We start from the raw sequence: 24499 nt of genomic DNA on the forward strand, positions 1-24499 counted from the left end.
TGACCTCCTCAGACAATAAATAAAACGATGACAGAAATAAAGGCAACGGCAGCCCATTGGGCTAAAACCAGGATTTTTGTATCCAGCAGTTTGCCTTGTATTCTGACAGGGACAACTTGCGGGAACATGCCAAAGAAGGTGTGAGCATGGAATAAACTTCCCGCAAGTGCGACGATATTAATCGCAATGACAAGTGGATTCGCCATAAAGCTCAGCCAGCTTTCCCATGCTTGCGGACCTTTTACCAGACTTCCCAGTCCGAACATGAGAAACAGCGTAAACAATATCAACGGTAATACAGTGGCTTCCCGCAGCATGTACAGGCGATAAAATGGATGGTTGTTCCACCATGTACGTTTCATCTCGCGTACATAAGGCTTTCGGTTACTCATTTGGATGCCTCCTGTGGTTTGAGCATGGCAATCACAAAATCCATGGATGATTCGACTTTTCCCTGATTGACTGCAGCAGCCGGATCGACACTTTTCGGGCAGACTTCAGAGCAATAGCCAACAAAAGTACACCCCCATGCACCATTCTCACCATTGATCAGCTTCATCCGTTCACTTTTGCCGTTATCCCTGCTGTCCAGATTGTAACGGTGTGCCAGAGTCAGTGCGGCCGGTCCAATGAATTCAGGGTTCAGACCGAACTGAGGACAGGCGGCATAGCAGAGTCCACAGTTAATACATCCGGCAAATTGCTTGTATTTTGCCAGTTGTTCTGGTGTTTGCAGGTTCGCACCGTCTTCCGGCGTCCGGTCATTGCCAATGATGTAAGGCTTGATGGCTTCCAGACGTTCGATGAACGGAGTCATATCAACGATCAAATCTTTTTCTATCGGAAAATTGGCCAGTGGTTCAATTTTGATACCATCAGGGTAATCCCGCAAAAAGCTTTTACAGGCCAGTTTCGGTACGCCGTTGACCATCATCCCGCACGAGCCACAAATTGCCATGCGGCACGACCAGCGATAAGACAAATTCTTATCAAGATTATCTTTGATATAACCAATGGCATCGAGAATCGACATCGTCTCATTTAACGGGATATCAAAACTCTGAAAATAAGGTTGGGCATCGTTCTCCGGATCGTAGCGGAGAATTTCAACTTTCTGAACGCGTTGAGTTGACATCATTTACTCTCCTCTGCGTTTTTACCGGACGCTTCATCCGCGGCTGCCTGTTCTGCGGCTGCGCCGTAGAGCCTTGCTTTGGGTTGTGATTTTGTGATGGTGACATCACTGTATTCGATATGGGGGGCTTCATCCTCACGGAAAAAAGCCAGTGAGTGTTTGAGGAAATTTTTGTCGTCCCGCTCAGTACATCCTTCATCAAGTCTTTGGTGGGCACCACGCGACTCTTTTCGCAGGATAGCTGAGTGCACCATCGCTTGTGCGACATCCAGACTATGACCAATTTCGATCGCATAGATCAGGTCAGTGTTAAAGACTTTTGTTTTGTCTTTAAGAGAGATGTTTTTATAGCGCTGTTTGAGCTCAGCGAGTTTATCGACAGTTTGCTGCATCAGGTCTTCCTGACGGTAAATACCGCAACCCGCTTCCATGGCATTGCCCATTTCTGTCCGGATATCTGCCCAGTTTTCATCACCTTCCTGAGTCAATAACGCCTGTATTTGAGCTTCAACCGCTGCTGCCTGTTCAGCAATGGCTGCATCATTCCAGCCTGAGAATGTTTCTGCCCGTTTTACAGCGTTTTCACCAGCAACCCGGCCGAACACAACCAGTTCTGCCAGTGAGTTTGAGCCTAACCGGTTTGCACCATGCAGACCAACCGAAGAGCATTCCCCTACGGCGAACAGCCCGTGAATGCGGGTTTCGCAGTCACTGTTGGTTTCTATACCGCCCATTGTGTAGTGGACGGTAGGACGAATCGGAATCGGCTCTTTGACTGGATCAACGTTGACATAAGCTTTGGAAAGTTCACAGATAAACGGCAGGCGCTCCTGAAGATAATCGGCACCAAGGTGTCGCAGATCCAGATGAACGACATCACCAAGCGGATGTTTGATCGTATTGCCTTTTTGTTGTTCATGCCAGAAAGCTTGTGACACTTTATCCCGCGGGCCAAGTTCCATATATTTATTTTTGGGTTGACCGATGGGCGTTTCCGGCCCCATGCCATAATCCTGTAAATACCGGTAACCATTTTTGTTGACGATGATACCGCCTTCACCGCGGCAGCCTTCTGTCATCAGAATGCCGGTACCAGGCAGACCTGTCGGGTGGTATTGGACAAATTCCATGTCCCTCAGCGGGACGCCATGATGATATGCCATCGCCATACCATCACCAGTGACAATGCCGCCGTTGGTGTTACACTGATAAACTCTGCCCGCACCACCGGTCGCCAGAACGACCGATTTGGCTTTAATGGTCACCAGTTCCCCTTCAGACATCTGTAAGGCAATTAGCCCCTGAACCGTTCCGTCATCAACCAGTAAATCGATGACATAGTACTCGTCAAACCGCTTAATTTGTTCATATTTCATCGAGGTCTGGAAGAGTGTATGAAGCATATGAAATCCGGTTTTATCCGCTGCAAACCAGGTTCTTTCGACTTTCATACCGCCAAATCGCCGGACATTGACTTCGCCATTGTCTTTCCTGCTCCAGGGACATCCCCATTGTTCCATCTGGATCATTTCCCGTGTCGCATTGCTGACAAAATATTCCACGACATCTTGTTCACAAAGCCAGTCACCTCCACCGACTGTATCGTTAAAGTGATTGTCCAGACTATCCTCATCTTTAATGACGGCGGCAGATCCACCTTCTGCAGCGACAGTGTGAGAGCGCATTGGATAAACTTTCGAAATCAAAGCAATCTCCAGATCAGGGTTTGCCTCAGCCACGGCGATTGCCGTTCTGAGACCGGCTCCGCCAGCGCCTATAATTGCAATATCTGTTGTTATTGTTTGCACATTGATTCTCCAGTGAAAGAATGGATACCAGTTATTCTCTTTGTGAATTATTTGCTCATTTTTGATTCAGTGTAGTTGAATATCCGGTATCAAAAAATTGACTTGGGACGTTATTGGGCTGAATATCGGCACCCGAATGAGCAGAAATATTCTATGCGTGATTCGATTCACAATTTATTGTATTTAAGTGACCTCATGATGAACTTTTGGATTTTGTATTCTGAGGTCATCTGGGTATAAAACAAGATAATGACAGATGGTATTCCATATGTTGCGATTTCAGCTGAATACCATAAAAAGTTGAGGAATGATGTCATGGATTCAAACCACTGGATGCCGGCTGCAGCGATGGAACATTTAAAACGGAGAGCAGACATTATTGCTCAAATCCGTCTTTTTTTCCGGCAGCGTGATGTGCTGGAAGTTGAGACACCGGCGATGAGTCATAGTGCAGTGACAGATATTCATCTGCATTCTTTTAAAACTGAATTTGTTGGTCCTGAGTATGTCAGCGGACGTTCAGTTTCATTGATGACCAGTCCTGAATTCCATATGAAGCGTTTACTGGCAGCCGGTAGTGGCTCCATTTATCAAATTTGCAAATCGTTCCGGAATGAAGAAACCGGACGTCATCACAATCCTGAATTTACGATGCTGGAGTGGTACCGGGTCGGTTTCAACCATCATCAGCTGATGGATGAGATGGAGACGTTGCTGCAAACGGTACTTCAGTGTGATGCTGCTGAGCGCATGACCTATCAGGAAGCTTTTCAGCAATGGACGGGGATTTGTCCGCTCGAATCGACCATGAGTCAGCTAAAGAATGTAGCCTGTGAACATGGCTTTGCCGACATTGCTGAGGCGGAAACTGACAGAGATACTTTGCTTCAGTTGCTTTTCAGTATGGTTGTTGAACCCAATATCGGCCAACAGTGCCCGGCTTTTGTTTACAATTTTCCGGCCTCTCAGGCGGCATTGGCAAAAATCAGTTCTGAGGATCCAAGAGTGGCAGAACGTTTTGAAGTCTATTATTGCGGGGTTGAGCTGGCGAACGGATTTCATGAACTGGATAACGCTCTGGAGCAAAGACAACGATTTGAAGTCGATAACCAGAAAAGGCATCGTATGGGGCTGGAAGTTCAGCCAGTGGATGAACATTTTATTGCGGCACTGAATGCCGGCTTACCTGATTGTGCCGGCGTTGCACTTGGCATTGACCGGTTAATCATGATTGCACTGAAGTGTGACTGCCTGCAGGATGTGGTGGCGTTTCCATTCAGCCGGGCATAAGCGTTCTTAAAGTTGTATACCGGGGTTTGTGAGGTTGGATGATAATTCTTGTGAATTACTCGCGTCTTGTCATTAACCCCGTTATACTCCATGTTTATTTTTCGAATCGAAATGAGCATAAGAGTATAGGTCATGCAGGAGTACATTGAATTTTTTCAGCAACATATGATCCTCTCACTCGCATGGGTTGGTCTGTTAGTTGCTCTTATTGTTAATCTCTTCAAATCTTCCACCGCAAAATATCAGACAATTTCTGTGAATGAATTGACCGCACTGGTCAATAAAGAAAATGGTTTGATTGTTGATGTTCGTTCTAAGGATGAATACCGTCAGGGGCATATAACTGACGCAGTTAACATTTTGCCTTCAGAAATAAAATCAGGGAATCTTGGCGGGCTTGAAAACCATAAATCAGACCCAATCATACTGGTATGTAAAACCGGGCAAACTGTCATCGAGAGTGCGACTTCTCTTGCCGGGGCCGGTTTTGAACGGGTTTGTATACTGAGAAATGGCTTGTCAGCCTGGAATGAAGCAAACCTTCCGCTTGTTCGCGGTAAAAAGTAATAATTATAGGAAGTTGTGAAGAAAAATTCGGCGATGTTTTATGCAACTGCATTACTTATTTGTGATATCTGGCACGGATTAAACGCCCGGTAGAGCGGTTTGAAAAGAACTTCGTTAATCTCATGGCTTTCAACTCCGAATTTAATTTTTAAGGAAAACCTCATGTCTGATGCAGCACAACAGCAAGAACCAGAACAGAATTTTGCAATTCAAAGAATTTATTTGAAAGATGTCTCTTTTGAAACACCAAACTCGCCTGAAATTTTCCAGAAAGACTGGAATCCAAATGTTAATCTTGACCTGGATACACAGAACCGTGAACTGGCTGAGGGTGTATACGAAGTAATTCTTCGTTTGACTGTGACTGCAAAAAATGAAGACGACACAGCATTTTTGTGTGAAGTTCAGCAGGCTGGTATCTTCTCTGCACTGGGAATGGAAGCGGGTCAGCTGGCTCATTGCCTGGGTGCTTTCTGTCCAAATATCCTTTTCCCTTATGCGCGTGAAACGATTGCGAGTCTGGTTGTGAAAGGTACTTTCCCTCAATTAAACCTGGCGCCAGTGAACTTTGATGCATTGTTCATGAATTATCTGCAGCAACAGGCTGAAGGTGAAAGTCAGGAAGGCGAAGCTCAGGAAGCTTGAGCCAGATTCTTTGCTCTTTAGAGAGCCGACTGGTCCTGATTGATATAACGGATAAAGTCAATAAAGATAAGTGAAATGCACAAGCATCAGGTATATCATGATGTCCTGTGCATTTTTTATGCCCTGATTTCAATAAATAATCAGATAACGACAAAGTGCTCCAGTGGGACTTTGTAACATGTGTTTATTGAAATGATGACATACTTGTTCAACTACTTATGGACAATGAAAAGTGAATTCACAATTGGATCAAACAGAAAATGCTGTAGCAATGACCGTGATTGGTGCTGGTTCTTATGGAACCTCTCTGGCCATTTCTTTAGCCAGAAACGGCGCTTCTATTGTCTTATGGGGGCATGATGCAAAACACATGCACCGCCTTGAGTCAGAGCGGGAGAATCGTGAATTTTTACCGGATATCCCGTTTCCTGAAACATTGATTGTTGAAGCGGATTTACAGAAAGCCGTTCAGGCCAGCCGGGATTTGTTGATTGTTGTTCCCAGCCATGTATTTGGTGAAGTTTTACGAAATATTCGCCCGTTTTTGCAAAAAAACTCCCGGATTTGCTGGGCGACGAAAGGGTTGGAGCCGGAGACCGGCCGTTTACTTCAGGATGTCGCTTATGACACGGTAGGGCGCGACCATTCTCTTGCTGTGATTTCGGGCCCGACATTTGCCAGAGAGCTGGCTTCCGGCCTGCCAACAGCCATTTCAGTTGCTTCACCGGATCCTCAGTTTGTTGCTGACTTGCAGGAAAAAATTCACTGTAGCCAGACCTTCCGTGTGTATGCTAATTCTGATTTTACGGGTTTACAGCTGGGTGGTGCGATTAAAAATGTCATTGCCATTGGTGCAGGTATTTCAGATGGAATGGGTTTTGGTGCGAATGCAAGAACCGCATTAATTACCCGGGGACTGGCTGAAATGAGCCGTTTGGGAAATGCATTGGGTGCTGATTCTGAAACCTTTATGGGGATGGCTGGATTGGGTGATCTTGTGCTGACCTGTACTGATAACCAATCGCGGAACCGCCGTTTTGGTTTGGCGTTAGGGCAGGGACAATCAGTTGAAAAAGCACAGTCAGAAATCGGGCAGGTCGTCGAAGGTTATCGTAATACCCGGGAAGTCTGGTTACTGGCTTCCCGTCTGGGTGTTGAAATGCCAATTGTAGAGCAAATATATCAGGTTCTGTATCAGGGAAAAGATGCCCGGCTGGCCTCAAAAGATTTGTTAGCACGGGATAAAAAGTCTGAGCACTGAGATATTTGAGCACGGAGCAAAAAGAGCAGAGTAATGGGGAGATGGACAAAGTGAAAAAGGATTGTGAAAAAAAGAGAATTTGGCAGAGAATTGTGGATGAAGCACGTGATTTAACGGAGCAGGAGCCAATGCTTGCCAGTTTTTATCATGCGACCATCATCAAACATGACAGTTTGCCTGCTGCACTAAGCTATATTCTTGCCAATAAATTCAACACAGCTTCTATGCCCGCAATGGCTGTTCGGGAAGTGATTGAAGAGGCATTTCACTCTGACCCCAATATTACGAATGCAGCTGCCTGTGATATTTGTGCAACGGTGAACCGGGACCCGGCAGTTGCAAAATATTCGATTCCACTTCTTTATCTGAAGGGTTATCACGCACTTCAGGGCTACCGTGTCGCGAACTGGCTCTGGAAACAAAACCGCTTCACGCTCGCGACTTATCTGCAGAATCAGATCTCGGTTGCATGTCAGGTTGATATCCATCCTGCTGCGACCATCGGTTGCGGTATTATGCTTGACCATGCAACAGGTATTGTTGTCGGGGAAACCGCAGTCGTTGAAGATGATGTCTCCATTCTTCAGGATGTCACTTTAGGTGGTACAGGGAAAGAAAGTGGCGACCGGCATCCGAAAATCCGGGAAGGTGTCATGATAGGTGCGGGGGCGAAGATATTAGGAAATATTGAAGTAGGAAAAGGGGCTAAAATTGGTTCTTGTTCCGTTGTATTACAAGCTGTTCCGCCTCATACAACAGTTGCTGGTGTTCCGGCTAAGATTGTTGGTCGTCCTCAAAGCGATAAGCCATCATTTGATATGGACCAGCAATTCAATGGTCGTTCTCAGACATTCATTGGTGGAGACGGCATCTGAGTACTTCTTCACGCTCTTTTCACTCTGCTTTTCAATATCGCCAATAAAAAGTCGTCTATAAAAAAGAGTGTTCATCAGGAACACTCTTTTAACTTTATATTTGTCTGTATGACAGTGACTTAGCTGACTTCGTTTAACACAGTTAGTGTTTCTTCTGCCCACTCAAGCCATGCCTGACGCGCAAGAATATTACGCTTCAGGGTGAGTCGTTCCAGTTTTTGCTGTTTGTCCAAAGAAGAAGGGTTTGCATAATAAGCAGCTTCAACTTCCTGATAATGCGCAACAAATTTCTTCGATTCTTCAATCAATTCCTGTAGCTGAACCCGGTAAGGTTCTGCAGACTGAACTGAACAAGCCATTAATTTAGCACAGAACTCATCCCGAACGGTCGGATGTGCTGTTGGCTGATCAAACCAGGCTGCAAGTGCTTCCCGCCCTGCATCAGTAATTGAGTAAACTTTACGATCCGGTTTACCTTCCTGTGGTTCCAGTACACAGGTAACCAGTCCCTGTTGGCCCATTTTGTTAAGCTCGCGATACACCTGTTGGTGACTTGCTTTCCAGAAATATCCGATACTAGATGAAAATTCTTTTGTAATATCGTATCCGGTCGCATCGCGTGTACTTAAAACTGTTAGAATAACGTGTGGTAATGACATGTCTTCAATCCAAATAGTTAGTCAAGAAAATAGAATGGGTCTGGATTCGCTGAACTTCTTGGTTCAATCTCTAAATTAAACATCCAAACACTGCCAGCTTTCAATCTGGCCATGTCACCTTAAAAGCCGTTTATCACCTAATGGTCTTGTGATAGTCAGTTTACTTATCTGACCCGTTGTAACGCTTAAATTTATTAGTAATGTCACAATGGCCGATTAGTATATCTAAATAATAAGCATAAAGTGGAATAAAGGTTGGTTGGAGAATTAAAAAACTGACAATATGCTCAATTGAGGTTATTTTCAAAATAAAAGGCCACACAGTTGTGACCTTTTGACTAATTTGCAGAATATTATTCTGATGATTTAGCCCGTATTACGCATGCCTGCTGCAATTCCTGCAATCGTCACCATTAATGCCTCTTCCAGTTCTGCTGGTGGCTCGTCATATTGCCGGGTTCTGTACAAAAGTTCAGCCTGAAGCATATTTAAAGGCTTGATATAAGTATTTCTCAAGCGGATGGATTCCAGCCCCCACGGGTCGCTTTGCATCAGGTTCTCGTTGTTTTCAACATTCAGAACAGCCTTGATGTCCTTCTCAAGCTGTGCTCTTAATTGCTCGCCCAAACCACGCAGTTCTTTATCAACCAGTCGTTCATCGTAATAACGGGCAATCTCCGGGTTGCATTTTGAGTAAACCATTTCAAGCATTCCCAAACGCGTTGAGAAAAATGGCCACTCCCGGCACATCTCTTCCAACAGAGCCTGATGGCCTTTATCTATTGAGTATTGAATTGCTTCGCCGGCGCCGAGCCATGCGGGTAAAATCAGCCTGTTTTGACTCCAGGAGAAGATCCACGGAATCGCTCTGAGACTTTCAACGCCACCTTTGGGATTACGTTTCGCTGGTCGTGAGCCTAAAGGCAGCTTGCCGAGTTCAAGTTCTGGCGTCGTCTGGCGGAAATACGGAACAAACTCAGGAATTTCCTGCACAACTTTCCGGTAAGATTCACAAGAGACCTGAGAGAGCACTTCCATCAGTTTGCGCCATTCCTGTTTGGGCTCTGGTGGTGGCAGCAGGTTCGCTTCAAGGATGGCACTGGCATACAGGTTAAAGCTGTTGATCGCAACTTCCGGCAAGCCTAGTTTGAAACGAATCATCTCACCCTGTTCAGTGACTCTCAGTCCGCCTTTAAGACTTTTCGGTGGCTGTGATAGCAGCGCTGCATGCGCGGGTGCACCGCCTCGCCCGATCGTACCTCCCCGCCCGTGGAACAGTGTCAGTTCAAAACCTTCTTCTTCGCTGACATTCACTAAGGCTTCCATGGCACTATATTGTGCCCAGCCAGCAGACATCACGCCGGCATCTTTGGCTGAATCAGAATAGCCGATCATGACCATTTGATGGTTCTGAATAAAGCCACGATAAATATCAATGCTCATTAACTGACGAATCACTGACTCAGCGTTGTTCAGATCATCAAGTGTTTCGAATAACGGACAAACGTCCATCCGGTAAGGACATCCGGATTCTTGCAGTAATAAATGGACAGCCAGCACATCGGAGGCAGTTCTGGCCATAGAAATGATATAAGCACCGAATGCATCCCGTGGGTAAGTTGCAATCGTCCGGCATGTATCCAACACTTCCTGAACGGCTTCGGATGGCTGCCAGTCTCTTGGGATCAAGGGCCGTTTGGAGTTGAGTTCTGCAGTCAGAAATGCCACCTTATCCTGCTCACTCCAGTGATTATAATCACCAAGCCCAAGATAACGGGTCAGCTCAGACAGTACATCTGCATGACGGGTACTTTCCTGACGGATATCCAGCCGGACAAGATGTGCCCCAAATGCTTTGATACGACGTAAAGTATCCAGCAGAGAGCCATCAGCAATGGCACCCATTCCGCTCTCATGGAGAGACTGGTAACATGCGTAGAGTGGTTCCCATAGCTGTGAAGCACTTCTTAAAGGGGCTTTGGCCAGTAACTTTTGTCCCTGAAGTTTTTCACCCAGAATTTCCTGTGTTTCTGTCAGTAACTGACGAATATCCTTCAGGATTGCGCGATAAGGTTCATGAGCCGTGGCTTCTGATGTGTTTTCAGCAAGCTTGCGGACCTCATCGGTACATTTTGTCATCGAAAGTTCACTGATCAGTTCATTGATATCACGGAGATAAAGATCAGCGGCTTTCCAGCGGGAAAGGAGTAACACTTCACGGGTAATCGTATGTGTGACAAACGGGTTGCCATCACGGTCTCCTCCCATCCAGGAAGAAAAATGGACCGGTCGGGCATCAATGGGCAGCCCTTCGCCTAGATAATCGTGCAAACGCTCATCAAACTCTCTTAAAAATTCAGGGACAGCTTCCCAAAGAGAGTTTTCTATTACTGCAAATCCCCATTTTGCTTCGTCCATTGGCGTTGGGCGTTGTTTTCGCATCACGTCCGAATGCCAGAACTGAGCGATGAGCTGTTCCAGACGGCGCTCAGTTTTATGACGTTCTTTGGGGGCCAGGTCAGTCAGCTCCAGTTTCGAAAGACACTTATTGATTTTCACCAGTTTATTGATCATTGTCCGGCGGGTAATTTCTGTCGGGTGAGCGGTCAGGACTAATTCTATATTTAAGTCCTTCACTGCTTGTGCCGTTTCAGCTTTACCGATATTTTTTTGTGTCAGTTTCGTGAAGAGTTCATTGATAGCATCTGGTGTACAGATATGGGCGTCACAGTGACGGGAAATGGTGTGATACTGTTCGGCAATATTGGTTAAATTGAGGAATTGGTTGAACGCTCTAGCAACTGGAGTAATCTGATCATCGGATAAGTTTTTTATCTCTTCTGTCAGTGCATCCATTCCGGATTGATCACCGTTATGGACGGATTTCGATAACTTCCTGATCTTTTCGACTTTCTCCAAAATAACGCTTCCATCTGCATCCTGGATGGTTTTGCCGAGTAACCGCCCAAGCATGCTCACGTTACTTTTCAGCGCTGCATATTTTTCGTTCATTGTGTCCTGCCTTGAAAAAAAATTACATCCAATGTTCTTTAGTTAGACTCGTTCACTTAGTGAAAAATTTGTCACTAAGTCAGATATAGATTAACAATATTCTGTTTATTGTCCATATTAATATATTAAATGTTACCTGAAAATATGGGCTTTTTTGTTGAAAATTTTTTACATTACGGCCTGAAAAGTGAAACTAACTTTCAGGCCGGGTATTTAGAAACAATATTTTTGTATCGCCTTTGATAACAGACGAATTGTTGGATCGATATATTCAAATGCCAGAAATTCATTGGGTTGATGTGCCTGTTCTATCGAACCCGGTCCAAGAACCAACGTTGGGCATAATTGCTGAAGGTATGGCGCTTCAGTACAGTAGTTCACACTATGGGCTTCATGTCCTGCAAGTTGGCTGACCTCAGTAACAAATGGATGATCCTTTTTACATTCATAACCAGGAATCGAATCGTGCAGCGGGTGCATTTCTATTCTTCCGGGCCATTTCGCCTGAACTTCATGCAGTGCCTCATGTAAGAGCTGCTCAAGTCCTTCCAGGCTCATCCCCGGCAGCGGTCTGACATCATAGTGAAGTTCACAGCAACCGCAGATACGGTTTGCGCTGTCACCGCCATGAATATGACCAAGATTCAGTGTCGGAGATGGTATCTCAAATCCGGGATGGTGATAATTTTTAATCAGCCTGTCGCGTAACTTCATCATTTCAAACAGAACCTCATGCATCACTTCAATCGCATTCACCCCAAAAGCCGGGTTCGATGAGTGTCCCGATTTTCCGGTGACCCGGATAGCATTTGCAACATGTCCTTTATGAGCATAGACAGGAATGAGACTGGTCGGTTCACCAATAATGCAATAATCCGGCTGATAAGGCGTATGGCTGGTAAAATGTTGTGCCCCGGCCATTGTTGTTTCTTCATCACAGGTGGCAAGGATGTAGAGTGGCTTCTGCTGTTTTTGCCATTCGGTGTTGCGGACCGCCTCAATAATAAATGCAAAGAAGCCTTTCATATCCGCCGTGCCAAGGCCATAGAAGCGCTGGTCATCTTCTGTTAATACGTGCGGGTCATAATCCCATCGTCCTTGATCGAACGGGACGGTATCACTATGACCAGACAGAAGCAGGCCGCCTTCACCTTCTCCTTTACGGGCAATCAGGTTCTGTTTTCCGGGCGCGACATCATCGACCCGGACCTCAAAACCAAGGTGGTTTAACCAGTTCGCAAGTTTGGTGATGACTTCCTGATTCCCTTCATCCCAGCGGGTGTCTGAAGAGCTGATCGATGATGTTGAAATCAGCTCACTATATATCTCTTTAAACTTAGGAAACTTCATAGAAACTTTGCTCCGGCTATTGACAGACTTCGTCTGAGAAGGTAAAAGACATATTAAATCACTTTTTTTGAATAAAAAACCAAAATAAGGTTATTTTTTTAAATTTATAATCACTTTTTTGATTGATTTTAAACCAACGAACTGGATGTGAGTCTATGTTGAAAACAACCGTTATCGGAGCAAGTGGATACACAGGGGCAGAACTGGCTCTGATGATTCATAAACATCCGGAACTTACGCTAACAGGTTTATTCGTCTCCGCCAACAGTGTTGATGCCGGGAAAAATATTTCCGCACTGCACGGGAATCTGGCCGGAGTGATTGATATGACTGTTGAGCCGCTCGTTGATCCGGAAGCGGTTGCTCAGGCATCCGATGTCGTCTTTCTGGCAACGGCCCATGAAGTCAGCCACGATTTGGCGCCGGTATTTTTAGAAAATGACTGCCAGGTGTTCGACTTATCTGGTGCATTTCGGGTCAATCAAGACGGATTTTATACAGAATTCTATGGTTTTGAACACCAGCACAGCGACTGGCTGAAGCAGGCAACTTACGGATTGGCTGAGTGGAATCAGGAAGCGATTCAAAAAAGTCAGCTAATTGCGGTTGCCGGATGTTATCCAACAGCTTCACAACTGGGGATTAAACCGTTACTGGAAAACCAGTTGATTGATACGCAGCAATGGCCGGTGATTAATGCCGTTAGCGGTGTTTCCGGCGCTGGCCGAAAAGCGTCAATGACGAACAGTTTCTGTGAAGTCAGCCTGCATGCTTATGGGGTGTTCACTCACAGACACCAGCCAGAGATCGCCACGCATCTGGGTTGTGATGTGATTTTTACGCCACATCTGGGGAATTTCAAACGGGGCATTCTGGCAACGATCACCATGAAATTACAGCCGGGTGTGACGGAACAGCAGGTCGCACAAGCTTTTGAACAGGCTTATCAGGACAAACCACTGGTTCGTTTAGCTGATGGCGACCTTCCCAGATTGCAGAACGTTCAAAATACGCCATTTTGCGATATCGGCTGGAAAGTCAGCAACGAACATATCATAGTTGTATCAGCGATTGATAATTTACTCAAGGGCGCTTCAAGTCAGGCAATGCAATGTCTCAACATTCATTATGGTTATCCTGAATTAACGGCTTTAGTGTGAGGACTAACAATATGACGCAGTGTTCTGATCCGATTGTCATCAAACTGGGTGGTGCTGTATTAAGCAGTCCGGAGACGCTGGAAAAATTGTTTCATACAATTGCTGTTTCCAGACAAAAAAGGCCTGTCGTTATTGTTCATGGCGGTGGTTATCTGGTTGATGAGCTGATGAAGAAACTCAGTTTCGGGACAGTGAAAAAAAATGGACTACGGGTGACACCCGCTGAGCAAATTCCTTTTATTACCGGTGCACTGGCTGGTACAGCAAATAAGATGCTTCAGGGACAAGCAATGAAGCATGGTATTCATGCTGTTGGCATGTGTCTGGGCGATGGCGGACTGTGTCAGGTTGAAGTTTTGGATCCGGCTCTTGGTGCTGTCGGGCGGGCTTCTGCCGGGGATGCAACCGTTGTGAATGCTGTGATACAAGCCGGCGCAACACCTGTCATTAGTTCTATCGGTCTGACAGCTCAGGGAGAGATGATGAACGTCAATGCAGATGATGCTGCTGTTGCGGTTGCCAAAAGCCTGGATGCAGATTTGGTGCTTTTATCTGATGTAAACGGTGTGCTGGATGAAAATAAGTCGCTGATTAAAGCACTGGATTCAGAGACAGCAGAGCAGCTCATTGCATCTGAAGTGATTACCGATGGCATGATTGTGAAAGTCAGGGCGGCATTAGATGCAGCCAATGACTTAGGTCGTGCAATTGAAGTCGCAGGGTGGCGGACACCTGAAAAACTCGCAGATTTAATTGCCGGGGAGAATATCGGAACCCGTTTTTATCCCCGGACTGAAAAATAAGTAATTAAGACGAAAACAAAACAACCCTGGGTTACTGACCGCCACGCGCAGAGCAGGGATATTGGAGATATAGATATGAGCAAGGTTGAATTTAAGAAAGTTGTTGTTGCATACTCTGGCGGTCTGGATACGTCAGTGATTATTCCATGGCTGAAAGAGAACTATGGTTGCGAAGTGGTTGCCTTCGTTGCTGATGTTGGTCAGGGCGAAGACGAACTGGTTGGTATTGAAGAAAAAGCCATCGCATCGGGTGCTTCAGAGTGTCATGTCGTTGACCTGAAAGAAGAGCTGGTCGCTGATTATATTTATCCAACGCTGAAAACCGGCGCTTTGTATGAGGGTAAATATCTTCTTGGGACTTCAATGGCTCGTCCGATTATTGCAAAAGCGCAAGTGGAAGTTGCCCGTAAAGTTGGCGCAGATGCGCTGGCACACGGCTGTACCGGTAAAGGAAATGACCAGGTGCGTTTTGAAGGCGCATTTGCTGCACTTGCCCCGGACTTACATGTGATTGCACCATGGCGTGAGTGGGATCTGGTCAGCCGTGAAGAGTGTCTGGATTATCTGGCAGAAAGAAATATTCCCTGTTCAGCTTCACTGACAAAAATCTATTCCCGTGATGCAAACTCATGGCACATTTCAACCGAAGGTGGCGTTCTGGAAAGTACCTGGAATGCGCCAAATGATGATTGCTGGGCATGGACCGTTGATCCTGAGAAAGCACCAGATGCGGCTGAGTATGTCACACTAAAAGTCGAAAAAGGCGCTGTTGTCGCTGTAGATGGACAGGCAATGTCTCCTTATAATACGCTGGTTTATCTGAACGAAAAAGGTGTGAAACACGGTATTGGCCGGATTGATATTGTTGAGAACCGTCTGGTCGGCATGAAGTCCCGTGGATGTTATGAAACTCCGGGGGGAACGATCATGATGGAAGCACTGCGTGCGGTTGAGCAACTGGTTCTTGATAAAACTTCATTTGAATTCCGTGAAGAGTTAGGACTGAAAGCTTCTCACCTTGTGTATGATGGTCGCTGGTTTACGCCGCTGTGTCGTTCTATTCTTGCAGCATCTGAAGAATTGGCACAAGATGTCAATGGTGAAGTTGTGATTAAGTTGTATAAAGGTCAGGCTACAGCGACACAAAAACGTTCTGAAAACAGTTTGTACTCTGAGGAATTTGCCACATTTGGTGAAGATGATGTGTATGATCAGAGCCATGCGGGTGGGTTCATACGCCTGTACTCGTTATCAAGCCGGATCAGAGCATTGAACGAAGCAAAAAAATCATAAATACATCTGTTTATACAATGTAATTAACAACACAGAAGCAATAGAACATTTGTGGATCCAGGCAATGAGTCTGGATCCCTTTTCAGTATCAGGAGAGAAGCAATGGCATTATGGGGCGGTCGGTTTACCCAGGCAGCAGATATACGGTTCAAAGATTTTAATGATTCACTATGTTTTGACTACCGATTAGCTGAACAGGATATTGTAGGTTCTATTGCATGGTCTAAGGCGCTGCTGTCAGTCAATGTACTGACCGAAGAAGAGCAGCAGAAGCTGGAGCTGGCTCTGAATGAACTGAAGCTTGCTGTGATGGAAGATCCAGAGCAGATCCTGCGCTCCGATGCTGAAGATATTCACTCATGGGTTGAACAGCAGTTGATCAATCGTGTTGGTGATTTGGGTAAGAAATTACATACAGGCCGTTCCCGAAATGACCAGGTGGCGACAGACCTGAAACTGTGGTGTCGTCAGCAGGGACAGCAACTGTTGATCGCGCTGGATCGCCTGCAGAAAAAGATGGTCGCCACCGCAGCAGAACATCAGGGCACGGTGCTGCCGGGTTATACGCATTTACAGCGTGCTCAGCCGGTGACCTTTGCCCACTGGTGTCTGGCTTATGTTGAGATGCTTGAGCGGGATTATGATCGTCTTGAAGATGCGTTGAACCGCCTGGATACCTGTCCTCTGGGATCGGGGGCGCTGGCTGGTACGGCATATCCGGTTAACCGGGAAAAACTGGCGCATCATTTAGGGTTCCGCCGGGCTACCCGAAACTCTCTGGATTCTGTCTCTGACCGTGACCACGTGATGGAGCTGATGTCTGTTGCTTCTATTTCTATGCTGCATTTATCCCGTCTGGCTGAAGATATGATCTTTTACAATTCGGGGGAATCGAATTTTATTGAACTGGCCGACACAGTGACATCTGGCTCCTCTCTGATGCCACAGAAGAAAAACCCGGATGCCCTCGAACTGATCCGCGGGAAAACCGGACGGGTATATGGTGCCTTGTCTGCGATGATGATGACAGTAAAAGCTTTGCCGCTTGCTTACAACAAAGATATGCAGGAAGACAAAGAAGGTCTGTTTGATGCGCTGGACACATGGAATGACTGTATGGAGATGGCCGCACTTTGCTTTGAGGGGATCAAAGTTAATGGTGAGCGCACTCTGGAAGCTGCCAAGCAAGGGTATGCGAATTCGACAGAACTGGCTGATTATCTGGTTGCAAAAGGTATTCCGTTCCGGGAAGCACACCATATTGTCGGGGTTGCAGTTGTTGCAGCCATTGAACAGGGATGTGCACTTGAAGAACTGTCTCTTGAACAATTAAAAGCATTTTCTGAGGTCATTGACGACGATGTTTATGAAATTCTGACGATAGAGTCATGTTTGAGTAAACGAAGTGCGCTGGGTGGTGTTTCTCCTGCGCAGGTTGCTCATGCGGTGGAACAGGCGGAAAACCGCTTAGGACAGCGAAATGTCAATGCCGTCAAAGTTCGTCCGGCCCGTCTGACTGATATTGAAGCGCTGGAAGGCATGGTCGCTTATTGGGCCAATCTGGGTGAAAATCTGCCTCGTTCCCGAAGTGAACTGATTCGTGACATTGGTTCATTTGCAGTGGCTGAGCACCATGGTCAGGTGACCGGATGCGCTTCTTTGTATGTTTACGATTCAGGTCTGGCAGAAATACGCTCACTTGGTATCGAAGCCGGATGGCAGGGACAGGGACAAGGAAAAGCAATTGTCAGTTATCTGGTAGATAAAGCAAGGCAGATGGCGATTAAAAAAGTATTCGTCCTGACCCGGACACCTGAGTTCTTCATGAAGCTTGATTTTCTGCCAACATCCAAAATGTTGTTACCGGAAAAAGTACTGAAGGATTGCGACCAGTGTCCAAGGCAACATGCATGTGATGAAGTTGCACTTGAAACAAATCTGGCTGAAGAGATTATTTTTAAAACTGATGTTGCATAACCAGAACTAATAACTTTTGATCTTATTATTAGAGAAAGATCTAAAAAAGATCGATTATTATTGAACTAATGAAAAAGAGCAGGGTCTATTAAAATACCACTGCTTTTTCTTAGATGAATCTTCTAAGAGAGCCCTGAAATATGTTGTTCATTTCGGGGCTTTTTTCTTTTTAGCCTTCCCGGTTTTTTCTGCTGTATCTTTTGCGTAACGGCAATGTGATGTACTTTACCCACAAGTGGAGTATCAGCAAACAATGAAATGCACTGCTAAAAATAATCACTGCAATGACTCCGGTTTCCTTTGCATGTCCATATCCCCAGCTAAACCAGAACAGCCAAAATAATGAGCAAAGCAGAGTCAGCTGATTAATGCAGCGCTGGCATCGGCCTATCTTTTTCCAAAACCAGTTTTGATCACAATATTTGCAGGGCATCTCTGAATCCGGATGATGTGAAGCTGTTGTTTCAGAGTGTATCAGAATTTGCTCAGAGTTGGTTGCGTTGCTGGTTATTGATCCCCCATGCTGGTGATCAAGTCATTGCCTCAGAAGTCCGATATTGCTGATATGGATATGATGCAGAAAACCGGCTCCTGATATCAGGAGCCGGTTCTGTTTCATTATGACTGGTGTTTCTCAGTGTATTGATGAGAAAGGGAATTAAGCCAGATAAGTTTCCAGCTCTTCACTGCCACCGATGTGTTTTCCGCCGATGAATACCTGAGGCACTGTGGTCCGGCCGGTAATTGCGCGCAGCGTTACGGTTGTTGCGTCTTTACCCAGAATGACTTCCTCATATTGAAGACCTTTATCGATCAGGTTCTGTTTTGCTTTAGCACAGAACGGACAGCCGGGTTTTGAAAAGACAGTAATCGACTCCTGTAAGCGAAAGCCCGGGGCAATATATTTCAGCATGGTATCTGCATCAGAAACTTTGAAGGGGTCGCCTGGTTCATTTGGCTCGATGAACATTTCGTCAACAATGCCATCTTTGACTAACATACTATAGCGCCATGAACGCTTACCAAACCCTAAATCGTTTTTCTCAACCAGCATTCCCATACCGTGAGTAAATTCACCATTACCATCAGGAATGAAAGTAATATTTTCTGCTTCCTGATCATCTTTCCAGGCATTCATCACGAAAGTATCATTGACTGAGACACACAAAATGTCGTCGACACCGTGATCTTTGAAGACCGGGAATAACTCATTATAACGGGGTAAATGACTTGAAGAACAGGTTGGTGTAAAAGCGCCAGGTAAACTGAAAACAATGACCGTTTTTCCTTTAAATAGCTCATCTGTGGTGACATTGACCCATTGGTCACCACGACGTACAGGAAAAGTGACTTGCGGAACCGCCTGACCTTTTTTGGAAGTAAACATAGTTTGTCCTTATGTAATTTTAAAGTTTTCAGAATGATGATGAGGTTTTTGTATCTGCCTCACTTTGTTAAATTCATTATCAGAGAAAAGCTTTGATAGACCTAATCATTTGATGCTATGGTTTTGATAGATAGTTTCTATTAGGTGATACCATGAATATTCGTGACTTTGAGTATCTCGTAGCTTTGGCAGAACACAAGCATTTTCGCAAAGCTGCAGAGTCCTGTTTTGTGAGTCAACCGACATTAAGCGGACAGATTCGTAAACTGGAGGAAGAATTAGGTACTGTTTTACTGGAGCGGAGCAGCCGTCGGGTGCTGTTCACCGACTCAGGAATGCAACTGGTGGAGCAAGCCAGGCGCATTCTTAAAGAAATTAAAATGTTCCGTGATATGGCAAATGGTCAGAGTGAAGATATGTGTGGGCCGCTGCATGTCGGTTTTATTCCGACGGTCGGGCCTTATTTGCTCCCGCGTATTGTTCCTGCACTCAAAACGGAATTTCCGGATCTGGAACTCTATCTGCATGAGGCTCAGACCAGCCATTTAGTGCGTCAGTTAGAGGAAGGAAAACTGGATTGTCTTGTCTTGGCATCGGTTGAAGAGACTCAGCCATTTAAAGAAATCACGGTTTATAATGAGCCTTTAAGTCTGGCGGTTCCATCTCAACATGAATGGGCACATAACCAGCAGGTTGAGATGGCTGAACTGAATGGTAAAACGGTTTTGATGCTGGGTGAAGGACATTGCCTGAGGGATCAGGCTTTGGGCTTTTGTTTTGCTGCTGGTGCAAAAGATGATGAGCGCTTCAGGGCGACCAGTCTGGAGACACTGAGAAATATGGTTGCAGCTGGTGCTGGTATCACATTATTGCCGGAATTGTCATTGCCGGAACAAAAAGAAAAGGACGGTGTGTGTTACCTGAAAGCTGTCAATCCGGTTCCTTCACGCAATCTTGCTTTAGTGTACCGCCCTGGCTCACCGTTGAGACAACGTTTCGAAAAACTGGCTTCAGTGATTAAAGCCCAGCTGGCTCGTAGCTGTGAGCCGGCTGTCTGATCAATCAATTATATTGACAGAAGATGTAACAGAAAAAACAAACCCGCGCCATCCGGTGCGGGTTTGTGATATTTATTCCTCCACCAACCAAAGGCTGAAGGGAGCGAGGTCTGTTTACTGATCGTGATGTCAGAACATCAGAATAGTTCTTCATCACTATTTGGGGCAGTGTAAATATTGCCGGTTGAGACATCCTGTGTGTATTCTTTCGGTTCAGTTCCCTGAGCAAAGTATTCAAACATAGAGCTTGCATCTGTTTTATTCGTTAACAGCCCGGTGTTACGATCAATCCGGACTTTAACGATATGATCCGGAATAGTTTTGGGCTGTGGTGGTACATTGGCTAAAGCATGCTGCATGAAGTCAATCCAGGCTGGCTGAGCGGTTTTCGCACCAGATTCTCCACCGCTGATTGGGACATCTTTCAGATTTTTGTTCCGGGTTGTGTGCCCTAAAGCCCGGCTATGGTTATCAAAACCAACCCAAACGGTTGCGACAATTCCAGGCCCAAATCCGTTGTACCAGGTATCTTTTGAGTCATTGGTTGTGCCGGTTTTTCCACCGATATCGCGGCGTTTCAGTTTTTGTGCCCGCCAACCTGTACCATTCCAGCCTGTACCATCCCGCCAGCTACCACCACCCCAGATGTTGCTATACATCATTTCTCTGACCAGAAATGCATTTTGTGGTGTAATCACTTGTGGTGCATAGTCCGGATTTTGCGCTGCTATATCATGCTTTTCTTCAGTATTTTCAACACAGTTGATATGGCAAACCACTTTCGGTGACGCTTTATATTCTATATGGCCAAAAGGATCTTCCACATGATCGATATAGTAAGGTTCAACGTAGTATCCGCCATTCGCAAAGACAGAGTAACCCTGAACCAGTTTGACCGGTGAAAGACTTCCTGCGCCTAAAGCAATTGTTTCAGAATGGGGTAGTTTATCCGGGTCAAACCCGAAGCGTCCCAGAAACAGTCTGACTTTTTCTAAACCAACTTCTCTGAGTACGCGTATCGCCATCACATTTTTCGATTGTGCTAAACCAATACGCAGCCGGGTTGGCCCGCCGTAGGTCGGTGGAGAATTTTTGGGACGCCATGCTGTTCCCTGACTCTGATCCCACTTGTTGATGGGAGCATCATTGACGAGAGATGCCAGTGTCATTCCCTTATTGATGGCAGAAGAATAGATAAATGGTTTAATGCCAGACCCGACCTGACGAATTGACTGAGTCGCCCGGTTAAATTTACTGTGGACAAAGTTAAAACCACCCACTAAAGCCAGTACAGATCCATTTTCAGGATTCATGGCAACAAAAGCTGTATTGGCATCAGGCACCTGAGCGAGGTGCCATGATGGTGCTTCCGGATTGTCCTGACCAAATGGTCGAACCCAGATCTGCTGACCAGCCGCCAAAATGTCTTTGGCATGATGAGGTGCTTTTCCCTGACGTTTGTCGGTGACAAAACGGCGGGCCCATTTCATATCATTCCACTGAATGAGCTGAATGCCGTGGCTTTTGACCCATACTGTCGCTGTTTTGTCGGCCACATCCATGACGATTGCAGGATACATATCGCCATACACAGGCTGTGATTTCAGATAATCAGTCATTTCATCCTGTGTCATGGCTGGTTTACCTGACGACCAAAGTACTTTTTCCGGGCCGCGATAACCATGGCGCTCATCGTACGCAATCAAATTATTAATGGCGGCATGATTTGCTGCTTCCTGCAGATCTGAGCGAACAGTCATGAATACTTTTTTCCCGGACGTGTATACATCATCACCGTAATGCTCGATCATCCATGCCCGGGCCATTTCAGCAACATAAGGCGCGTGAAGTTCTAGTTCTGCACCATGATATTTGGCTGTAATTGGTTCTTCTTTTGCTTTGTCATACTGAGCACGGGTGATGTAATGCTCATCCAGCATCCGCATTAACACAACATTGCGCCGTTTGGTTGCTCTCTCGATCGAATAAATCGGGTTCATCGTTGAGGGAGCTTTTGGAAGACCAGCAATGACTGCCATTTCACTCAGGGTGAGGTCTTTTACTTCTTTTCCGAAATAAACCTGAGCCGCAGCACCTACGCCGTAGGCCCTGTATCCCAGAAATATCTTATTCAGATAAAGTTCAAGAATTTCATCTTTAGTCAACAGTTGTTCGATGTGAATAGCAATAAACAGCTCCTTAATTTTCCGCATGATTTTCTTTTCATTGGAGAGAAAAAAGTTACGGGCAAGCTGTTGTGTGATGGTACTTGCACCCTGACGGGCGGTTCCTGAAATCAATACAGCGACGGCTGCACGGGTAATACCAATCGGATCAAAACCATAATGTTCATAGAAACGGCTGTCTTCGGTTGCCAGAAATGCTTCCACAAGTTCTGGTGGAATATCTTTCAGTTTGAGTGGAATTCTGCGTTTCTCACCAAATTGTGCAATAAGTTTCCCATCCTGACTTAACACCTGCATGGGAGTTTGCAGCTTAACATCTCTCAAAGTGGCGACATCTGGCAGTTCAGGTTTGACGTAATAATAGAATCCGAAGATTGTCGTCACTCCTAAAACCATGCAACACAATGAAAATAAAAAGAATCGCTTTATGAACTTCACCGGATATTCCCTGTTTGGTTGGATTGAATGCATGCAATCCAGTCTTCTTTTCGATAAAAACTTAGCACTGAAACGGTCGGTTATTGTACTACCAATAATCCATTTGAACAGCGCTGACTTGCGGAGCCTGTATGAATAAACTCATTGTGACGGGAATCGATATGAACCGTCATCATATGACTGCTGTTACTTTAATGCGTCAGAAACAGTCGTTTTCTTTGATTGATTTTAGAATATTTCAGTCATCCGGGAATATTTTCCCGGAAAACGAGGTCCTCGATTATCAGAACATTGTTAAAAAACTCGCAGAACTCAGAAAAGGATTACCTTTCTTTTCCCGTCATGTTGCTGTCGCAATTCCTGATTTAGCGATCATGTCCCGGATTATCCGTATTTCACCACAGAACAGTCAGTTGATGGAAGCTTTGGCGGTATATCAGGCTTTTTCCGGCGAAGTGTCACTGTCTGTGAGTGAGCTGAGACTTGACTATACCGGGGTTAGCGATGGTTTTCGCGTATATGCAGCCCGGAAAGATGTGGTGGAAAGCCGGCTCACTGCACTACGTGGCGCCCGGTTGAAGCCGATCCTGGTTGATACGGAAAAGCAATGCTTCCTTCAGCTGTTAATCACTGCAATGCAGTATTACGGGAAGAGTGAACAGGTACTGATTGAAGTCAATCGGACGACAATTCGTCTGGGAGTGATGTGTCAGCCCGATTGTTTTTATCGCTGTATGCCACAGTCAGCCGGAGAGAATGAATACAGCGCTGTACTGGCGCAGCTCATGAATGAATTTCTGCAATTTTGCGCCGTGCAGCGATTTCAGCCTGCCGGCGTCTGGCTGATCGAAAGAAATGCATTATCTGCCGGACAGATAGAGGCAACGCTGCAATGCCCGGTTGTCCTGTTTCATCCATTGAGTATGTTGGGAAAAAACACCTTTAGCGATGATGAGGAAACGGAATTGTGCGCGCTTGCTGCCGGAATGTCGATGCGAGGCATTATTGCCCGGGAGGAAGGATATGCTGCATGCTGTTAATTTGATGAACTGGCAGCAGATACAGGCTGCATTAAGATTGAAGCGATTGGTTGGACTGGTTCTGTGTGCCTTTTGCTTTTTTAGCCTGATCCAGCTTCTCCAGTGGGCTTTGCTGGTGAAGACGCTGGATACGACGCAATCCAGGCAGGTGGTTTTGGCAGAGAAAAAGGCCGCACTGGAGGAACAACTTGCTCACTGGCAGCACAGAAAAACTGATTTTATGCACAATCAGGAAAGACTTGCACAGATGAAGTACTGGCAGGAATCCACTGAAATTCCATTTCGCCTGATGTCTTTAATCGCTGAATCAGTCACAGATCGGGTTTACCTGCACTCGTTGAATCTGTCGGGGAAGCAGGTGATTGTCAGCGGCTACGGAGAAGATGCCAGAGATGTTTTCCGGTTTCTTCAGGCGCTTCGCTCTCACGCCTGCCAGTGTGTAAGACAATTGAAAATGGAAGCGGTGAAGCAGACAGAGTATTCCCCGGAAGATGTTCAGACATTTCGTTTGTCCTTTGTTTTCTCCACAGCGGGTAAGGCAGGGCAGGAATGAGT

At 45.8% G+C, this 24499-nt stretch carries 21 protein-coding genes; 12 read left to right on the forward strand and 9 right to left on the reverse strand.

The features are described from left to right. Positions 1-8: 8 nt before the first annotated feature. Genes frdC through frdA form a run of 3 tightly spaced genes read right to left on the reverse strand, consistent with a single transcriptional unit; the run spans position 9 to position 2943 of the window. Positions 9-392 carry a fumarate reductase subunit FrdC gene (frdC, locus tag OCV29_RS01360; protein ID WP_073601841.1) on the reverse strand — a complete coding sequence of 128 codons (384 nt, stop codon included), beginning with the start codon at positions 390-392 and terminating at the stop codon, positions 9-11. After that, the gene (locus OCV29_RS01365; RefSeq protein WP_073601883.1) at positions 389-1135 is read right to left on the reverse strand and encodes a succinate dehydrogenase/fumarate reductase iron-sulfur subunit; all 747 of its coding nucleotides are present in this window, start codon (positions 1133-1135) and stop codon (positions 389-391) included. Before OCV29_RS01365 ends, frdC begins: the two co-directional genes overlap by 4 nt. Then, entirely contained in the window at positions 1135-2943 is a 1809-nt protein-coding gene (frdA, locus tag OCV29_RS01370; RefSeq protein WP_073601840.1) for a fumarate reductase (quinol) flavoprotein subunit, read from the reverse strand. The genes OCV29_RS01365 and frdA overlap by 1 nt, the downstream gene beginning before the upstream one ends. Positions 2944-3258: 315 nt before the next feature. On the opposite strand from frdA, the gene epmA reads away from it, so the two are divergent. The 5 genes from epmA to cysE all read left to right on the forward strand — a co-directional run bounded on the left by epmA (position 3259) and on the right by cysE (position 7581). After that, on the forward strand, positions 3259-4233 hold the full coding sequence (epmA, locus tag OCV29_RS01375) for an elongation factor P--(R)-beta-lysine ligase (protein WP_073601882.1): 975 nt from the start codon (positions 3259-3261) through the stop codon (positions 4231-4233). 132 nt (positions 4234-4365) lie between these two features. Then, positions 4366-4800 (forward strand): rhodanese-like domain-containing protein, encoded by a 435-nt coding sequence (locus OCV29_RS01380; protein WP_073601839.1) that lies wholly within the window; start codon positions 4366-4368, stop codon positions 4798-4800. A 162-nt stretch (positions 4801-4962) separates the two neighbouring features. Further along, complete coding sequence (gene secB, locus OCV29_RS01385) at positions 4963-5445, forward strand: protein-export chaperone SecB (protein WP_073601838.1); 483 nt, start codon at positions 4963-4965, stop codon at positions 5443-5445. Positions 5446-5677: 232 nt separating this feature from the next. Next, positions 5678-6706 (forward strand): NAD(P)H-dependent glycerol-3-phosphate dehydrogenase, encoded by a 1029-nt coding sequence (gene gpsA, locus OCV29_RS01390; RefSeq protein WP_261887351.1) that lies wholly within the window; start codon positions 5678-5680, stop codon positions 6704-6706. 41 nt (positions 6707-6747) lie between these two features. After that, positions 6748-7581 (forward strand): serine O-acetyltransferase, encoded by an 834-nt coding sequence (gene cysE / locus OCV29_RS01395; protein ID WP_073601837.1) that lies wholly within the window; start codon positions 6748-6750, stop codon positions 7579-7581. Between the two features lie 119 nt (positions 7582-7700). On the opposite strand, the gene OCV29_RS01400 is transcribed toward cysE, so the two are convergent. The 3 genes from OCV29_RS01400 to argE all read right to left on the reverse strand — a co-directional run bounded on the left by OCV29_RS01400 (position 7701) and on the right by argE (position 12602). Then, positions 7701-8240, reverse strand: a complete 540-nt coding sequence (locus OCV29_RS01400) for a PadR family transcriptional regulator (protein WP_073601836.1) — start codon at positions 8238-8240, stop codon at positions 7701-7703. A gap of 366 nt (positions 8241-8606) precedes the next feature. After that, the gene (gene ppc / locus OCV29_RS01405) at positions 8607-11252 is read right to left on the reverse strand and encodes a phosphoenolpyruvate carboxylase (RefSeq protein ID WP_073601835.1); all 2646 of its coding nucleotides are present in this window, start codon (positions 11250-11252) and stop codon (positions 8607-8609) included. A gap of 213 nt (positions 11253-11465) precedes the next feature. Next, the gene (gene argE, locus OCV29_RS01410) at positions 11466-12602 is read right to left on the reverse strand and encodes an acetylornithine deacetylase (protein WP_073601834.1); all 1137 of its coding nucleotides are present in this window, start codon (positions 12600-12602) and stop codon (positions 11466-11468) included. 155 nt (positions 12603-12757) lie between these two features. Here argE and argC point away from each other — a divergent pair, with 155 nt between their 5' ends. From argC to argH, 4 genes are all read left to right on the forward strand, one after another. After that, entirely contained in the window at positions 12758-13762 is a 1005-nt protein-coding gene (gene argC, locus OCV29_RS01415) for an N-acetyl-gamma-glutamyl-phosphate reductase (RefSeq protein ID WP_073601833.1), read from the forward strand. 11 nt (positions 13763-13773) lie between these two features. Next, a complete protein-coding gene (gene argB, locus OCV29_RS01420) occupies positions 13774-14565 on the forward strand; it encodes an acetylglutamate kinase (protein ID WP_073601832.1) in 792 nt (263 codons plus the stop codon). Positions 14566-14640: 75 nt separating this feature from the next. Beyond that, the gene (locus OCV29_RS01425; protein ID WP_073601831.1) at positions 14641-15858 is read left to right on the forward strand and encodes an argininosuccinate synthase; all 1218 of its coding nucleotides are present in this window, start codon (positions 14641-14643) and stop codon (positions 15856-15858) included. A gap of 102 nt (positions 15859-15960) precedes the next feature. After that, positions 15961-17835, forward strand: coding sequence for an argininosuccinate lyase (argH, locus tag OCV29_RS01430; protein ID WP_073601830.1), 1875 nt, complete (start codon positions 15961-15963; stop codon positions 17833-17835). A gap of 169 nt (positions 17836-18004) precedes the next feature. On the opposite strand, the gene OCV29_RS01435 is transcribed toward argH, so the two are convergent. Both OCV29_RS01435 and OCV29_RS01440 read right to left on the reverse strand, forming a co-directional pair. Beyond that, positions 18005-18268 (reverse strand): DUF3624 domain-containing protein, encoded by a 264-nt coding sequence (locus tag OCV29_RS01435; protein WP_073601829.1) that lies wholly within the window; start codon positions 18266-18268, stop codon positions 18005-18007. Positions 18269-18493: 225 nt separating this feature from the next. Further along, positions 18494-19222 (reverse strand): glutathione peroxidase, encoded by a 729-nt coding sequence (locus OCV29_RS01440; RefSeq protein ID WP_073601828.1) that lies wholly within the window; start codon positions 19220-19222, stop codon positions 18494-18496. A 152-nt stretch (positions 19223-19374) separates the two neighbouring features. Here OCV29_RS01440 and oxyR point away from each other — a divergent pair, with 152 nt between their 5' ends. Then, on the forward strand, positions 19375-20280 hold the full coding sequence (oxyR, locus tag OCV29_RS01445) for a DNA-binding transcriptional regulator OxyR (protein ID WP_073601827.1): 906 nt from the start codon (positions 19375-19377) through the stop codon (positions 20278-20280). A 137-nt stretch (positions 20281-20417) separates the two neighbouring features. Here the strand turns inward: oxyR and OCV29_RS01450 are convergent, their stop codons facing one another. After that, a complete protein-coding gene (locus tag OCV29_RS01450; RefSeq protein ID WP_073601826.1) occupies positions 20418-22904 on the reverse strand; it encodes a penicillin-binding protein 1A in 2487 nt (828 codons plus the stop codon). Positions 22905-23035: 131 nt separating this feature from the next. Between OCV29_RS01450 and pilM the strand changes: the two genes are divergently transcribed. Then, a complete protein-coding gene (gene pilM / locus OCV29_RS01455) occupies positions 23036-23944 on the forward strand; it encodes a pilus assembly protein PilM (protein ID WP_073601825.1) in 909 nt (302 codons plus the stop codon). Next, positions 23928-24497, forward strand: coding sequence for a PilN domain-containing protein (locus tag OCV29_RS01460; RefSeq protein WP_073601824.1), 570 nt, complete (start codon positions 23928-23930; stop codon positions 24495-24497). The genes pilM and OCV29_RS01460 overlap by 17 nt, the downstream gene beginning before the upstream one ends. The last annotated feature ends 2 nt before the right edge of the window (positions 24498-24499 follow it).

Source organism: Vibrio aerogenes, assembly GCF_024346755.1.
Lineage (GTDB): Bacteria > Pseudomonadota > Gammaproteobacteria > Enterobacterales > Vibrionaceae > Vibrio > Vibrio aerogenes.

What these genes read in the sequence shown, in the direction of transcription:
- frdC (WP_073601841.1), bottom strand. Translation starts at nt 392, where the DNA reads ATGAGTAACCGAAAGCCTTATGTACGCGAGATGAAACGTACATGGTGG.
- OCV29_RS01365 (WP_073601883.1), bottom strand. Translation starts at nt 1,135, where the DNA reads ATGTCAACTCAACGCGTTCAGAAAGTTGAAATTCTCCGCTACGATCCG.
- epmA (WP_073601882.1), top strand. Translation starts at nt 3,259, where the DNA reads ATGGATTCAAACCACTGGATGCCGGCTGCAGCGATGGAACATTTAAAA.
- OCV29_RS01380 (WP_073601839.1), top strand. Translation starts at nt 4,366, where the DNA reads ATGCAGGAGTACATTGAATTTTTTCAGCAACATATGATCCTCTCACTC.
- secB (WP_073601838.1), top strand. Translation starts at nt 4,963, where the DNA reads ATGTCTGATGCAGCACAACAGCAAGAACCAGAACAGAATTTTGCAATT.
- cysE (WP_073601837.1), top strand. Translation starts at nt 6,748, where the DNA reads ATGGACAAAGTGAAAAAGGATTGTGAAAAAAAGAGAATTTGGCAGAGA.
- OCV29_RS01400 (WP_073601836.1), bottom strand. Translation starts at nt 8,240, where the DNA reads ATGTCATTACCACACGTTATTCTAACAGTTTTAAGTACACGCGATGCG.
- ppc (WP_073601835.1), bottom strand. Translation starts at nt 11,252, where the DNA reads ATGAACGAAAAATATGCAGCGCTGAAAAGTAACGTGAGCATGCTTGGG.
- argE (WP_073601834.1), bottom strand. Translation starts at nt 12,602, where the DNA reads ATGAAGTTTCCTAAGTTTAAAGAGATATATAGTGAGCTGATTTCAACA.
- argC (WP_073601833.1), top strand. Translation starts at nt 12,758, where the DNA reads ATGTTGAAAACAACCGTTATCGGAGCAAGTGGATACACAGGGGCAGAA.
- argB (WP_073601832.1), top strand. Translation starts at nt 13,774, where the DNA reads ATGACGCAGTGTTCTGATCCGATTGTCATCAAACTGGGTGGTGCTGTA.
- OCV29_RS01425 (WP_073601831.1), top strand. Translation starts at nt 14,641, where the DNA reads ATGAGCAAGGTTGAATTTAAGAAAGTTGTTGTTGCATACTCTGGCGGT.
- argH (WP_073601830.1), top strand. Translation starts at nt 15,961, where the DNA reads ATGGCATTATGGGGCGGTCGGTTTACCCAGGCAGCAGATATACGGTTC.
- OCV29_RS01435 (WP_073601829.1), bottom strand. Translation starts at nt 18,268, where the DNA reads ATGCCCTGCAAATATTGTGATCAAAACTGGTTTTGGAAAAAGATAGGC.
- OCV29_RS01440 (WP_073601828.1), bottom strand. Translation starts at nt 19,222, where the DNA reads ATGTTTACTTCCAAAAAAGGTCAGGCGGTTCCGCAAGTCACTTTTCCT.
- oxyR (WP_073601827.1), top strand. Translation starts at nt 19,375, where the DNA reads ATGAATATTCGTGACTTTGAGTATCTCGTAGCTTTGGCAGAACACAAG.
- pilM (WP_073601825.1), top strand. Translation starts at nt 23,036, where the DNA reads ATGAATAAACTCATTGTGACGGGAATCGATATGAACCGTCATCATATG.
- OCV29_RS01460 (WP_073601824.1), top strand. Translation starts at nt 23,928, where the DNA reads ATGCTGCATGCTGTTAATTTGATGAACTGGCAGCAGATACAGGCTGCA.